Origin of the sequence: Falsibacillus pallidus, assembly GCF_003350505.1 — a bacterium.
Lineage (GTDB): Bacteria > Bacillota > Bacilli > Bacillales > DSM-25281 > Falsibacillus > Falsibacillus pallidus.
This window is the reverse complement of the sequence record NZ_QQAY01000002.1, coordinates 60,975-75,099: the sequence shown is the minus strand read 5'-3', so window position 1 is coordinate 75,099 and position 14,125 is coordinate 60,975. Positions and strand designations below refer to the sequence as shown.

Annotated in this window: 18 protein-coding genes and 1 other annotated feature; of the genes, 6 read left to right on the top strand and 12 right to left on the bottom strand. The window is 40.7% G+C overall.

The window, feature by feature from the left end; genetic code table 11:
- Positions 1–30: 30 nt before the first annotated feature.
- Complete coding sequence (locus tag DFR59_RS03890; RefSeq protein ID WP_114744320.1) at positions 31–792, top strand: AAA family ATPase; 762 nt, start codon at positions 31–33, stop codon at positions 790–792.
- A 16-nt stretch (positions 793–808) separates the two neighbouring features.
- Positions 809–1,369 carry a GNAT family N-acetyltransferase gene (locus DFR59_RS03885; protein ID WP_114744319.1) on the top strand — a complete coding sequence of 187 codons (561 nt, stop codon included), beginning with the start codon at positions 809–811 and terminating at the stop codon, positions 1,367–1,369.
- A gap of 57 nt (positions 1,370–1,426) precedes the next feature.
- Here the strand turns inward: DFR59_RS03885 and DFR59_RS20550 are convergent, their stop codons facing one another.
- Genes DFR59_RS20550 through DFR59_RS03870 form a run of 4 tightly spaced genes read right to left on the bottom strand, consistent with a single transcriptional unit; the run spans position 1,427 to position 3,342 of the window.
- Positions 1,427–1,567 carry a GNAT family protein gene (locus tag DFR59_RS20550; protein WP_342768304.1) on the bottom strand — a complete coding sequence of 47 codons (141 nt, stop codon included), beginning with the start codon at positions 1,565–1,567 and terminating at the stop codon, positions 1,427–1,429.
- A complete protein-coding gene (locus DFR59_RS03880) occupies positions 1,568–1,924 on the bottom strand; it encodes a GNAT family N-acetyltransferase (RefSeq protein ID WP_342768303.1) in 357 nt (118 codons plus the stop codon).
- 36 nt (positions 1,925–1,960) lie between these two features.
- On the bottom strand, positions 1,961–2,431 hold the full coding sequence (locus tag DFR59_RS03875; RefSeq protein ID WP_114744318.1) for a GNAT family N-acetyltransferase: 471 nt from the start codon (positions 2,429–2,431) through the stop codon (positions 1,961–1,963).
- Positions 2,428–3,342 carry an MBL fold metallo-hydrolase gene (locus DFR59_RS03870; protein WP_245948363.1) on the bottom strand — a complete coding sequence of 305 codons (915 nt, stop codon included), beginning with the start codon at positions 3,340–3,342 and terminating at the stop codon, positions 2,428–2,430. Before DFR59_RS03870 ends, DFR59_RS03875 begins: the two co-directional genes overlap by 4 nt.
- Positions 3,343–3,561: 219 nt before the next feature.
- Here DFR59_RS03870 and DFR59_RS03865 point away from each other — a divergent pair, with 219 nt between their 5' ends.
- Positions 3,562–4,203, top strand: coding sequence for a CPBP family intramembrane glutamic endopeptidase (locus DFR59_RS03865; protein WP_114744316.1), 642 nt, complete (start codon positions 3,562–3,564; stop codon positions 4,201–4,203).
- Between the two features lie 15 nt (positions 4,204–4,218).
- On the opposite strand, the gene DFR59_RS03860 is transcribed toward DFR59_RS03865, so the two are convergent.
- The 5 genes from DFR59_RS03860 to ileS form a co-directional block, all read right to left on the bottom strand.
- On the bottom strand, positions 4,219–4,545 hold the full coding sequence (locus DFR59_RS03860) for an ArsR/SmtB family transcription factor (RefSeq protein WP_114744315.1): 327 nt from the start codon (positions 4,543–4,545) through the stop codon (positions 4,219–4,221).
- 1 nt (position 4,546) lies between these two features.
- Positions 4,547–4,975: an SRPBCC family protein gene (locus tag DFR59_RS03855; RefSeq protein ID WP_114744314.1), complete on the bottom strand. Its 429-nt coding sequence runs from the start codon at positions 4,973–4,975 to the stop codon at positions 4,547–4,549.
- Between the two features lie 11 nt (positions 4,976–4,986).
- On the bottom strand, positions 4,987–5,367 hold the full coding sequence (locus DFR59_RS03850) for a hypothetical protein (protein WP_114744313.1): 381 nt from the start codon (positions 5,365–5,367) through the stop codon (positions 4,987–4,989).
- 84 nt (positions 5,368–5,451) lie between these two features.
- Entirely contained in the window at positions 5,452–5,697 is a 246-nt protein-coding gene (locus DFR59_RS03845) for a hypothetical protein (protein WP_114744312.1), read from the bottom strand.
- A gap of 21 nt (positions 5,698–5,718) precedes the next feature.
- Positions 5,719–8,772 (bottom strand): isoleucine--tRNA ligase, encoded by a 3,054-nt coding sequence (gene ileS, locus DFR59_RS03840; protein WP_425454695.1) that lies wholly within the window; start codon positions 8,770–8,772, stop codon positions 5,719–5,721.
- A 258-nt stretch (positions 8,773–9,030) separates the two neighbouring features.
- Positions 9,031–9,268: a binding site (T-box leader), on the bottom strand.
- Positions 9,269–9,416: 148 nt separating this feature from the next.
- Between ileS and DFR59_RS03835 the strand changes: the two genes are divergently transcribed.
- Positions 9,417–9,806, top strand: coding sequence for an SET domain-containing protein (locus tag DFR59_RS03835; protein ID WP_114744310.1), 390 nt, complete (start codon positions 9,417–9,419; stop codon positions 9,804–9,806).
- A gap of 90 nt (positions 9,807–9,896) precedes the next feature.
- On the opposite strand, the gene DFR59_RS03830 is transcribed toward DFR59_RS03835, so the two are convergent.
- The 3 genes from DFR59_RS03830 to DFR59_RS03820 all read right to left on the bottom strand — a co-directional run bounded on the left by DFR59_RS03830 (position 9,897) and on the right by DFR59_RS03820 (position 11,212).
- Positions 9,897–10,259, bottom strand: a complete 363-nt coding sequence (locus tag DFR59_RS03830) for a DUF4383 domain-containing protein (RefSeq protein ID WP_158538307.1) — start codon at positions 10,257–10,259, stop codon at positions 9,897–9,899.
- Positions 10,260–10,385: 126 nt separating this feature from the next.
- Positions 10,386–10,697 (bottom strand): hypothetical protein, encoded by a 312-nt coding sequence (locus DFR59_RS03825; RefSeq protein WP_114744308.1) that lies wholly within the window; start codon positions 10,695–10,697, stop codon positions 10,386–10,388.
- Positions 10,698–10,915: 218 nt separating this feature from the next.
- Positions 10,916–11,212, bottom strand: coding sequence for a hypothetical protein (locus DFR59_RS03820; protein ID WP_114744307.1), 297 nt, complete (start codon positions 11,210–11,212; stop codon positions 10,916–10,918).
- Positions 11,213–11,461: 249 nt separating this feature from the next.
- On the opposite strand from DFR59_RS03820, the gene DFR59_RS03815 reads away from it, so the two are divergent.
- Both DFR59_RS03815 and DFR59_RS03810 read left to right on the top strand, forming a co-directional pair.
- On the top strand, positions 11,462–11,662 hold the full coding sequence (locus tag DFR59_RS03815) for a cold-shock protein (RefSeq protein WP_114744306.1): 201 nt from the start codon (positions 11,462–11,464) through the stop codon (positions 11,660–11,662).
- 346 nt (positions 11,663–12,008) lie between these two features.
- Complete coding sequence (locus DFR59_RS03810) at positions 12,009–14,072, top strand: catalase (protein ID WP_114744305.1); 2,064 nt, start codon at positions 12,009–12,011, stop codon at positions 14,070–14,072.
- Positions 14,073–14,125 lie beyond the last annotated feature (53 nt).

Here is a 14,125-nt window from a genome sequence, read left to right as displayed (position 1 = left end):
AATTTCTTGTTGCTATTTGAGGTGAAATTCATGAAATTATATCCAGAATCTCCTTTTCTTCGCTATGTCGAGTTAAAAAAAGAATTAGTTCCATCCTTTGCCGAATTCCCTTTCAATCTTCCCTCCATTCAAAAAATGGACAGATTGAATTTTCATCCCAATACAACGTTTATAATCGGTGAAAATGGATTGGGAAAATCGACATTGCTTGAGGCAATTGCGGTATGCGCTGGCTTCAATCCGGAAGGCGGAACCTTCAATTTTCAATTTTCCACATACGATTCTCATTCAGAATTAGATCAGTATATGCGCCTAGTAAGAGGGACGGAGAAGCCGAAGAATGGATTTTTCCTCCGTGCCGAAACCTTTTATAATGTGGCCTCACAAATCGAAAAACTGGACCAGGATCCTTTGGCAGGACGGAGGATCATCGATTCTTTCGGCGGCAAATCCCTTCATGAACAATCTCATGGGGAGTCCTTTTTTGCTGCTTTTACCAACCGATTTGGACCAGAGGGGCTATACATATTAGACGAACCTGAAGCGGCACTGTCCCCATTAAGGCAGCTATCCCTGCTTTCTCGGATGCACGAGCTCATCCAGGAAGGTTCCCAGTTCATCATTGCCACTCACTCTCCAATCTTGATGTCCTATCCCGGGGCAAAAATCATGGAAATGTCACCGGGTGGAATGAAGGAAACGGAACTGGAGGAAACCTCGCATTACACAATCATGGAACAATTTTTCCTTGATCGAAAAAGGCTCTTGCATCATTTATTGAATAAATCATGATATTGGAGTGAGACAAATGGATTCCATTTTACTAGACTTCCCATTCGAATTTGAAACAGAAAGATTATTGATCAGAGGCCCTCTGCCTGGAGATGGAAAAGCAGTGTATGAGGCGATTATGGCTTCACTTAAGGAATTGAAACCCTGGATGGCTTTCGCCAATAAAGAGCAGTCCATTGAAAATACTGAAGCGAACATCCGGAAATCACACGCAGAATTTTTAACCAGGGAAGATCTTAGGCTATTAGTATTTCATAAAGAAACTAGAGCGTTTATCGCTTCCTCCGGTCTGCACAGAATCAATTGGGATATCCCAAAATTCGAAATCGGATATTGGATCGATAGCCGATACAGCGGTAAAGGCTACATGACAGAAGCAGTCGAAGGCATCAGCGATTTTGCAAGGAGGGAATTAAAAGCGAAGCGAATTGAAATCCGCTGCGATTCCAACAATGTACGAAGCAGGGCCATTCCGGAGAGGCTTGGCTTCGAGCTGGAAGGCATCCTAAAGAATGACAGCCTCTCCATCGATGAACAAACTCTCCGGGATACATGCATTTTTGCAAAAGTTTATTAAAGTAAAAAGCACATTCTGCCAGCTTCGACTACTACTAATTGCAGAATGTGTTTTTTGTTAGTTTAATAGTTTCCCCATGTAGTACTCATTGACAAATGTTCCGTCTATCAATAAAGAATCCTTCTTTGTTCCTTCTATTTCAAATCCAATTTTCTTATATAGTGCGACTGCCCGTCCATTCTCGGATACGACTGTCAATTAGAAGCGATGCATCCCTTTGCTCCGTGCCCACCTTTCCATCTCAGCGAAAAACTCTTTTCCTACTCCTTTACCTGTGAATGCCTCATCAATACCAATCACTAAGTAAGCGGAATGTCTATTTTTGTTTGCGGTTCCGCCGATGGCAAACATGTAGCCAATCAAATCTTCTTCATCAGCTGCTATCAAGATGACTGAATTAGATTGTTTTTCAACAGAAAGAATCCTCTTTTCCATCTGTTCTGCTGTCAGTGTCCTTTCCCCCGCCTCAAACATCATAAAATCAGATTGCCCATCCACTCTCATCATTAATGCAGCCAATTTTTCAGCATCCTTTACAGTTGCTTGCCTGATCATCTAGCATCCCTCCTTTTATAACTCCTTCTAAATGTATCATGAACCTAAATGTAAACAATACACAGGTTCAGGGTGATGCCCCTCTTCTACTTCTCCGGTAGGTTTAAACCCTGCTTTTTCGTAAACCCGTATAGCGGCTTCATTATTCCAGATGACAGAAAGATAGATTTCAGAGCACCCATACATTTCAACCATCTCCTCAATGACTAATTTTAGAGCTGGACTTCCATATCCTTTTCCTTGAAACTGATAGCCAAGCATAAGGCTTATCATTTCATATCTCCCAGTTTCCTTATTTAATCCATGGGAAGCAAAGCCGATCAGCTGTTCTCCATCATATAAAGCCCGCGGACAATAGCCGAAAACTTGTGCAGCCCCTAAAAAGAAAGCATTGGAACCCACCCAGCGTTCAAAGATCTGAATTCTTTTTTCCTGGTCCTCATCTGACTTTATTCCGATAACCTGCCAAAAATTTTTCTCTGTTACATCTTCAAAGTGTAGATTCATTTCATAGCCTCCTCTTTCTTCTGTAAAGCTTTTTCTGAAATCATTTTTATATTTTGCTGATACATCTCTCCATTTGACCAGTGTAAGTATTCATAGGGCATTTTCTCCGGAAAGCTATCTTCTTGCTTCATTGAAACAAATCTTTTTATATAGTTCTTCACTATACCCAAATGATCTGCAGTTCCCACTTGTCCATGTCCCGGTATAGCTATTTGAAGATTAAACTGTAGTACTGCTTCAAGACTTTTTATCCAATTTTCCAAATTGGACTCTTCGAAGAATGATGGATGTGTTTCAACAAAAAGCAGATCTCCCATAAAAGCTGTATGGTCATCTGGCAAGTACAAAATACTGTCGCATATCGAATGTCCTGAACCAAAGGATATCAATTTCGCTTTTCTTTTTTGTCCGATAAATTCAAATTCAGTCTGAAAGGTACAGGTTGGCAGAGTAAGATTTAAACCGGGCAATGATGATTCAATTTCCTTTAAAAAGGCAATCTTCTTGTCCATATTGATTTTTTCGTTCGGAGTCTCAATTGAGCAATTATTTTTAATCAATTTTTTTATGTATCCTGAGAGATCATCCATTCCGTCTTTTTGATTCCTTATACGTTCTGGATGGACATTTTTCATTTGTTCAAATGTCCTGTGAGTAGACAGAATTTCTGCATCCTTGAATACCTGATTCCCCCGAATATGGTCACCATGCCAATGACTATTGATTACACAAGATGGTTTTCTGCCTGTGAATTTCTCGGCAGCTGTTTTTAAATCTTCTGCAGCCTGCTGTGTATTAAATGTGTCAAAAATGATGGTTTTATCACCTAAATCAACAAAACCGGCATTTCCGACAGCTCCACCTCCGTCTTTCGCAATGGCGGCAAAGATGCCCTCATTGATCTTATTCAATTCAAAATGCTTCGAATAGAATTCCATTTACCAGTACACCCCTTTACACTTCAAGAGAAAATTCTAATTTATTCCTTTTACTAAATACGCTCAAAGCTCATCGAATCCTTCTCACTCTCTATAAATTTAAGGGAAATTATGTTAAAATGTACCAACAACTCATAAATTTCCAATTTCTAAAAATGGAAAAGGAGTACGGTAGATGCGGAGCGATGATAGATGTTAAAAACCATTATTCTTTTACTCGGCCCCACTTTAATGATTTTCATCGGGCTGAATTTAGCAGGGAATATCCTATTGACGTTCAGCCTTTTTTACGGATGGCTTTTTCTTGTTCCATTTCTTAATAGAAAAATATCTTCTGAAAACAAGCTTGTCCCATCTAAAAAAAAATCCGCTGCTGCAGGGATTATAAGCGGCATTCTGTGTATGTTGTTGATATTCGGAAGCTGTTCTATATTTTTGAATACTTTATTTGATGTGGAAAACTTGAGAAATGTTTTGAATAAGTGGGATTTTTCTGGAAGGAATGCTGCGTGGCTCGTTCTAATTCTGATATTCATCAACCCTTTTTTAGAAGAAAACTATTGGCGCAGCTATATGATGGAGAAGCTTAAAAATAAAGCTGGGAGCGGGATAGCCATTTTGATCACTTCGGCATTTTACAGCCTTTATCATCTGCTTTCCCTTCTCCCAATGATGGAATGGCCTTATAATTTCATCGCTGTTCTGCCAGTATTTGCTGCTGGTCTTCTATGGGGTTATTTTCGAAATCGGTATCAATCGCTCATCGCCCCGATCATCAGCCATATCCTTGCTGACTTCGGAATCATGCTGGTGTATTTAATTTGGATTGCCTAATAAATTTCAGCTTTATTAATCATTTTCCTCTTCCACAAATCTCTTTAATGCGGAAAGCTTGTTTTCCCAATAAAGTTCAAAGAATTGCAGCCATTTTTGCAGTTCGGTCAGCGGCTCTGGCTGCAAGGTGAACAAAGTTTCCCTTCCGGATTTCCTTTCGCTGACGAGCCCTGCCTCTGAAAGAATGCGTAAATGTTTGGCTACTGCAGTCCTGGAAATGGGGAAGTAGCTGCTGATTGACGCAATGGACATCTCTTTGCCGCCAAGCATTTTTAACATCTCTCTTCTTGTAGGGTCTGCTACAGCCTGAAAGACATCAGGTTTAGCTTTCTCTGCACCCATACTATCCCTCTATATGGCTTCGGAGTTTTGGAAGAATTGAAAATGCCCATCCTTTTGCCATATTTTCCTGTACCGCACGGTGAGGTGCTCCGAATTCTGTTACTTTATCTTCATCCCATCCTCCATGGACAAGTGTGAACTCCGTTTTTCCTTCCATTTCCTTCAGATAAAACTCAACGAACCAATCTTTCCCCCAATTGAATGATAAAAAATGCGGAGGATCGATTTTTGTGACTTTGCATGGCGACATGCCGAATTGTGCGGCATTTAAATGAAAATCATGTCCTTCTACAGGTTCAAAATCATTGGGCATAAACCAAACAGCAATCCCTTCTGCTGTTGAGACTGCCTTCCACACCTTTTCAATTGGCGCATTAAAAACTTCTGTAAAACGTACTTCCTGTTCAATTCTTTCTTGTTCTTTTTCCATTTGATACACCTCTATTTTTTAGATTTGACTTTTTCCTTTTCCCTGAATCGCAATGCAGACCAAGCCGCATCTACTGCTGCGTTGCTGACTGGGCGAAAAATCGTCTCTTGCATCATTTTCTCTGCCAGAATGTCGCGGTTGAGATCAGTTTCTACTTTTTTGGATGTTTTCTTAGGGTAGGTAATCCAGAAAACGCCATCCTCTTTTAAAAGAGGCAGTACTTTGGGAAGCCAGCCATTTAACTCAGAAGAGTTTTTTACATACAACTGGATAAAATCCAGCTCTTCTTCATCTGTAACCTGTTCAAAATCAAGCGAATACCCTTCAGGGGCATTGAAAACCTTTGCTGCATATCCTTCTTTATAACGCAGCTTTTTAGCTAATTCATTCATGAATTGGCCCTCCTTCTCAAAAAAAATAAAACCAAATGGTTTCATATACAGAGCATATAACACCTTTTGGTTTCATTTCAAATTTTATTTTTTGCTGGTGGGGCTTTTTTCATTCCCTCTTTTAAAATTCCCCGTTGCCTTTGCTAAAATAAGTTGTACTTCTAGGTCAGTCGCAGCAGCATGAATTTTATTTACTGTCTTTTCCGCTTCTTGTCCTTTCAATGTCTTTATCCATTTTCCTTCCCAACTGATGAAAACATAATTTTCTTTTGTAATCCGGTAATCAAATACATTTTCAGCTAAACGATTCCTTTTGTCGATATTATCCATTTACCATAGCAACCCTTTTCTTCACTGAATTCCAAGGTTCAGCTCGTTCCATCCAAGTGTTATTTTCTCCATTTCAGCAGTTTTATCAAAATGGAGGTCCTTTATCATGACCCCTTTGCGAAGCAGATCTTCATACTTCAATACGATCCGTTGAAAATCTTCATCGCAGTCTACATAAACATCAATTCTCTGTTCTATCTGCAAATCCTTTTTCTTTCTCACATCCTGAATAAACCGGATGAAATCCCGCACCATTCCTTCCTCCAACAGTTCCTTTGAAACAGCCAGGTCCATCATGACAGTGAAGCTGCTGTTTGATGCTTCCGAATTTCCATTAGATTGCACCTTTTTTTGTAAAATCACTTCTTCATCCGTTAATTCAACTTCTCTTTTATCTTCTAGAACAAAGTGCAGTTTTCCTGAGTTTCTAAATTGATTGATATCATTCATTGACAGTGACTGTAGAAGGTGTTTCACCTGATTTAAGTCCTTGCCCAATTTAGGGCCCGCTGCCTTAAAGTTCAATTTCAATTCAAAAGCAATCAAATCACTTGAAGCATCTTCCCACACGATTCTTTTTACATTCAGTTCATCCATGATTGTTTCTTCAAATAAACAGAGCGTTTCAAAATCCGATCTGGCAGGAATGATGATCATTTTTGCCAAAGGCTGCTTTGTCTTGATTTGTGCAGAATTTCTGATGCTCCTGCCAAGCTCCACGATTTCAAGCACTTGGTCCATTTGACGTTCTAATATTTCATCCTTCCATTCCTTTCTGCTTTCAGGATAGTCAGTTAAGTGGACGCTATTTCCTGTCAGGGAAAGGTGGATTTCCTCTGAAGTGAAAGGGATGAAAGGGGCAGATAACCGGGCTAGATCTCTTAATACTGTATAGAGTGTTTGGAAGGCAGCTGCTTTATCGCTTGTCATACCTTCACTCCAAAATCTTTGTCTGTTTCTCCTGATGTACCAATTGCTTGCTTCTTCTGCCAACCTGCCAGCAGAACGGGCAGCTTCTGTTAAACGATAGTCATCCATTTCCGACTTCATTTTTTCTTTAGTGGTTTCAAGTCTTGATAAAATCCATCTATCCATAACAGAGTATGCTAATTCCTGATTTTCATCGGGTTTAAATGAATCCATATCGGCATACAGCGTATAAAAGTTCAGCATACTCGACAATGTATCGATGAATTTAGACTTCGCTTCTTTAATGTTCTGTTTTGAAAATCTCTTCTGATTCCATGGTGCACTGTCTTCTATTAGCGCCCATCTTAATGCATCTGCTCCAAATTCCTTCATCAGCTCGATCGGATCAAGGGCGTTTCCTTTGCTTTTGGACATCTTTTGACCCATTTCATCCAGTACATGCCCTGTTGCAAGAACTCTTTTGTAAGGCGCTACTCCCTTATATAATACTGAGACTGCAAGCAGTGAGTAGAACCAGCCCCGCGTTTGATCAATCCCTTCCGCTACCACATCTGCCGGAAACTGTTCTTCGAATAAGTTTTGATTGTCAAAAGGAGTATGATACTGAGCAAACGGCATGGATCCGCTGTCGAACCATACGTCAATTACCTCAGGCGTACGCTTCATCTTTTTCCTGCATGAAGGACATTTAACAAGCAATTCATCTACGTATGGCTTATGCAGTTCCAAATGTTCCGCATTCTTTTCGCTATTTTCAAGCAGCTCATGGATGCTTTTTGGTGAAAATTCCGTCTGGCAGTCCTCGCATTCCCAGACATTCAAAGGTGTTCCCCAATAGCGGCTGCGGCTGATATTCCAATCCACCATGTTTTCAAGAAAATTGCCGAACCTTCCTTCCTTAATATGCTCAGGATGCCACTGTACACCTTGATTTTCATTAAGCATCTGTTCCTTGACTGCCGTGGTTTTGATAAACCAGCTGTCTGAAGCATAATAAAGCAATGGAGAATCGCATCTCCAACAGTGTGGATAGGAATGTTCATACTTTTCCTTAAGGAATAAGAGCCCTTTTTCATGAAGCATTTTGACAATGTCTACATCACAGTCTTTAACAAACCTGCCTGCTAGCGGCTCTACCTCATCCGTATATCTCCCTTGCCTATCAACAACATTAACAAAGGATAATTGTTTTTCCTGAACGGTTCGATAATCATCCTCTCCATACGCTGGTGCGATGTGGACAATTCCTGTACCGTTCTGTTCTGTTACAAAATCAGCTTCCACGATGATATGCCCTTTATCTACATTGACGAAATCAAACGGCGGAACATAGGAGTGCCCAGCCAACTCGCTCCCTTTTATGACTTCAATCAGTTTATCGTTTTCTTTCATGAAACTGTTTGCCCGAGCTAAAGACATGATCAGAACTTCATCATCGGTTTGGACTTTTGCATATTCGAGATCTCTATGGACAGCTAATGCCACATTGGCAGGCAATGTCCATGGGGTCGTCGTCCATCCAAGCACATATTCATTGCTTGAACTTTTCAACTTGAATTTGACAGTCGCACTTAAATCTTTGACATCCTTATACCCCTGCGCCACTTCATGGGAGCTTAGTGAAGTCTGGCAGCATGGACAATAAGGAGAAACCCGGTGGCCTTTATATAAAAGGCCTTTCTGATGCAGCGTCCCGAGGATATGCCAAACCGATTCGATATACTCATTGCTCATCGTAAGGTATGGACCGTTCATGTCCACCCAGTAGCCTAGATCTCGGGTGAACTCTCTCCACTGCTTTTCATAGGAAAAGACACTTTCTTTACACTTAGCAATGAATTTTTCTATACCATACTCCTCGATTTCTTGCTTCCCTGATATCCCTAATTGTTTTTCCACACCCAGTTCGACAGGTAGTCCGTGGGTATCCCATCCAGCTTTCCTTAATACTTTTTTTCCTTGCATCGTCTGATAGCGGGCAACGATATCCTTGATCGTTCTCCCCAAGGCATGACCGACATGTGGAAGACCGTTTGCTGTTGGCGGTCCTTCATAAAACACAAACGATTCCGCCTCTTTTCTCTGTTCGATGGATTTTTGGAAAATACGTTCTTTGTCCCAATATTCCAACATTCTCTTTTCCATTTGCACCCTCGCTTCTTTACTTGAACCCATCATAATCCTCCTTAATTTATTGATTCAAAGGCTGTTTTCTTAACAATGTTGTTAAAATCTTACTGCCGATTTCAACGTAAAACTAGCTGTCAGGTGCGTTGGGATGGAGTATCCAGGCTCTTTTCGAGCTAAATCTTTAGCAAAGAATGCATAAGTTATCCTGTTTTAATGCCTAAAACAACAATCTTTGAGAAAAGAGCCTAAATAAAAAAACACCCATCCCTATTCATTAGGGACGAGTGTTTACCCGCGTTACCACCCAAATTCTGCTCTCGATTGAAAGCAGCACTCTGTCAACGTACTATCATACGCGTTCCTTTTAACGGCGGACCTCCGTCAGGACTTACTCCGTTCAGTCCCGCATCTCAGAGATGATTTTTCCAATTGGACTTCCCGCCGGTTCCCACCACTCCGGCTCTCTGTTGAGGAAGTACACAAAAGTACTTTTTCTCTTCATTGATTTTTATTGAAATATTTCATTTATTATAATATGGTTTATTCTGGAATGCAATGAAATGTTCTGGAATTCTTCAGTAAAAAGGTTGCTTTCTTTGAACTGACCTGTCAAGCTAGAGAAGAAGTTTTACCAGACATTGAAAAAGCAGGTGGTCATAATGATAGAAGTCAAGACATCCCAACTAAGCGACGGAGAATTTAATAGAGGCGTCTTCGCCACACAGGATATCAAAAAAGGGGAATTGATTCACGAAGCCCCCGTCATCGCGTATCCAAACGCTGAACATATCCATATTGAAAAAACCCTTTTAGCAGACTATGCATTCGAATATGGGAAAAACCATACCGCAATGCTGCTTGGATATGGAATGCTGTTCAATCACTCCTATACACCAAATGCAGTCTATGAAATCAGCTTCGAAAAGCATACATTCGATTTCTTTGCTTATAAGGATATTAAAGCAGGAGAAGAAATCCTGATTAATTACAATGGGGAAGTAGATGACATGGATCCCCTTTGGTTCAATAAGGAATCCGATGAAGAATAAATAGCAGCAAAATGAAAGAGCGCCTAAATTCGGCGCTCTTTTATATTGTCCAGCTCCAGCGCCTCTAAACAGCCGGCTCCGCTTTTCCTATTAATGAGTTACATTCTTCGGCACATTCCGCAACATGCTCGATGATGAGAATCCGATGTAAATGGATGCAAATGCAATTAAGAAGTGCAGGATATTGTCTGCAAATAAGAAGATGATCCCTGCAAATTCGTGGGTGAACATTCCAATAATCCCGACGAGCAAGTATACAAAACCAAAGATTTTAGCATAGGCTGCAGCTCTGGCTTCACTGGTTGTACAAATCAATGCAATGATACCTGAAACTAAATGGACAATATTATGCATCGGCGTCAAATGAAAGATACCGTCAAACTGTACGAAAAATCCAATAATTCCCAGTAAAATAAATACAACACCTAATAGACCTACAAATTTTTTAGCCATCTCCATCCCTCCAGTCTTTTAATAGTTGGAAAGCCCTTATGTAACACAAGTTTGTTAGTACATATATTCCTATTTTTTCTAATCTTTAAACCATCCAACAAAAAAAGCATCCAAAAAAGGATGCCATCAATACGGTGCGTATGGGGTATATGGGTAAGGATATGAATACGGATATGGCGGGTAGGCTGGAACCGGATATGGTACTGCTGCTGGAGCAGTTGCAGCTGCTCCCAGCGCAACACCTGTCAAAGTTCCTGCTGCAAAGCCAGCTGCAGGATTATATCCCCAGCCATGATAGCCTCCATGACCCCAATTTCCGCCGCCGTGTCCCCACGTACTTCCATGACCCCAAGTTGCATGACCGCCGCCATGGCCCCAGCTGGCATGGCCGCCTCCACCATGTGCAGGTCTTGATTGTCGCTGGTTTGGAACAAACATTGCTATCACCTTTCCCTTTCACCAGGATTTTAATATCATATGTTAGTTCCGGCTAAAGGGTTTTTCTAATTCAATTCATATGTGTAAAAACTAAGCCAATCAAAAAAAGAAAGATTGCCCCAATTAGATAAACCAAAACCTGAATAAAAATATAGTGGTTATTCTTTTTTTGAAACATCCTCTCTTCCGATGAAAACAAACTGTATGAAAATATGGGGTCACAGATGTCCCAGATCATTCTTCCCTTTTTGCATCTCGTTTTCATCTCCACCACATTCATCCCCTTTTTTGCCGCGAAAATATTTTGAAACAACCAGCCAGATAACCGAAATGATGATAAATGAAAAAATATAAACGACCGGACTTATCTGTAGCCCTATGGACTGGACACTGGCGGAAGTTGTTGGAACTCCACCTTTATAAGAAAACGCTTTCAAATATCCATAAATACTGATGATCAAAAAATAGAGAACGTGGATGAACAAGGAACCTTTGATCGCCTTTTGAAATGCCAATTCCTTTTCCCCCTTTATACCTCTTTCAATATCTATTCGATGTTTTCTATTGAATCCCTTTTAAAAAATATTCTTTTACAACTATATATGAACTTCACTTGCCTATTTTCATTCTTTTTGTTATGCTAAGGAAGAATTATTTTTGCTCGATATGTTGAGTGAAGAACAGCAATGCTTTTTCGCTAGGATATCATTAAGAGCAAGAATAGTAATAAGATTGTGTGTTAAACGCACGAGGAGGCAACAATAATGGAAAACGGTAAAGTAAAATGGTTTAATGCAGAAAAAGGTTTCGGATTCATCGAGCGCGAAGGTGGAGAAGATGTATTCGTACATTTCTCAGCTATCCAAGGTGATGGTTTCAAAACTCTAGAAGAAGGTCAAGACGTGACTTTCGAAGTAGAACAAGGTGCTCGTGGACCACAAGCAGCTAACGTTAATAAAGCATAATTAACGCTACAAAACATATGAACAGACCCTGCTTGCAGGGTCTGTTCTTTTTATTTCACCTAACTGCTTTTCGGCTATAAACATAAAGAACCCCGTTCAGCGTTCGAACGGGGTATAAAAAGTAAAGAAAATGGTTTAGTTCATTATATCATAAATTTTTTCTTCCATAAAAAAATTCTTTGTGAATTTTCATACAAAGTGTGAACATGCTCCTCTCTTCTTTTCCATGATTATTCTTCTACTATTTTTCCCATTAAAGTTTAACCTCTCTTCATTTAGGATAAAGCAAAGCAATGGCGATTAACGCTGCCATCCTGAATATTTGAACAAGGGAGGAACTTGAAACATGAGCCAAGATCAAAATAAAAACAGCAAAGACGAACAGCTCGATGAATTCCGTTCGGATGACGCAGGAAAAAAATTAACCACCAACCAAGGGTTGAAAGTATCGGATACAGAACATTCCCTCAAAGCTGGCGAACGCGGCCCTACATTAATGGAGGACTTCCATTTTCGAGAAAAGATGACCCATTTCGATCATGAAAGAATACCGGAAAGAGTCGTCCATGCCCGCGGCTTTGCTGCACACGGCGAATTTGAAGTCTATGAAAATATGAAAGAATTCACCAAGGCTGGATTTCTCCAGGATCCTTCAGTTAAAACACCTGTATTTGTTAGGTTCTCAACCGTTGCAGGATCTCGCGGGTCCGCAGATGCTGTAAGGGATGCACGTGGATTTTCGACGAAATTTTATACGCAGGAAGGAAACTATGATCTAGTAGGGAATAACATACCGGTTTTCTTCATTCAAGATGCTATCAAATTCCCCGATCTTGTGCATGCACTTAAGCCTGAACCTCATAACGAAATGCCTCAGGCAGCTTCTGCACACGATACATTTTGGGATTTCATCGCCAATAATACTGAGTCTGCACATATGGTAATGTGGGCTATGTCCGATCGTGCAATCCCTAGAAGCTATCGCATGATGGAAGGATTCGGTGTGCATACATACCGTTTTGTGAATGAAGAAGGCCAGGCTCATTTTGTGAAGTTCCATTGGAAGCCAAAGCTTGGTGTGCACTCCCTTGTTTGGGATGAGGCGCAAAGATTGAACGGCAAAGATCCGGATTTTCATCGCAGGGATCTTTGGGAATCCATCGAAAACGGCCAGTACCCTGAATATGAACTGGGTGTCCAGCTGATTAAGGAAGAAGATGAATTCAAGTACGATTTTGACGTTCTTGATCCAACAAAGCTTTGGCCGGAAGAACTCGTCCCAGTCAAAATTGTTGGTAAGATGGTCTTGAATAGAAATGTAGATAATGTTTTCGCTGAAACGGAACAGGTAGCATTCCATCCAGGCCATGTAGTCCCAGGGATTGATTTCACGAATGACCCCCTTCTTCAAGGGCGTTTATTCTCTTACACCGATACTCAATTAATCCGTCTTGGCGGACCGAACTTCCATGAAATCCCGATCAATCGTCCAGTTTGCCCGTTTCATAATAACCAGCGTGATGGATACAACAGGATGACCATCAATAAAGGTCCAGTATCCTATCATAAAAATTCATTGCAGAACAACGAGCCCTCCCCTTCTTCTGAAAAGGATGGCGGGTACGCCCACTATCAAGAAAAAGTAGAAGGACAAAAAGTCCGAAATCGAAGCAAAAGCTTTGACGACCACTACTCCCAGGCAAAATTGTTCTGGAATAGTATGTCAGATGTTGAAAAAGAACATATCATTAACGCTTTCCGTTTTGAACTAGGGAAAGTAAAAAGCAAGGATGTTAAACAACAGGTAGTCAACATGTTCAGCAAGGTTTGTACTTATCTTTCAGGAGAAGTTGCCAAAGGGCTAGGGTTGAAAGTGCCTGAAGACGCCTCCCCTTCCACCGAGGAGAGATCTTCAGAAGCTCTCAGTCAAATGAACACTGTCAAAACGGCGAAAACAAGAAAAGTGGGCATCCTTGTTGAAGATGGATTCCATTATGAAAATACGCACCAATTAATCAAAGCTTTGAACGATGCTGGAGCCGAAGCCGAGATTATCAGCAGTTCTCAAGGAAATGTCAAAGGCGGCAATGGTGAAGAAATGGAAGTCGACCAAACCTTCCTGACTTGTGATTCCGTCTTGTATGATGGGATTTACCTTCCTGGAGGAAAGGATAGCATTGATTCCATTCAGTCCAACCGGGATGCTGTCATTTTCCTACAAGAAGCATTTGGACATTTCAAAACAGTCGGAGCCTGCCACGAAGGGACAGAGCTTCTTTCTACCCTCGGAATGGTCGATTCTGCTGAAGATGGCGTCATCACACTAAAATCAGATGAGGAAAATGACAATTTCTACAATTCATTTGTAGATGCACTGAAAAAACACCGCCATTGGAACCGACAAATATAATAAAGCAAGAGCCTGGTCCGTTAATTGGCCAGGCTCTTCATTTTAGCAAAAAA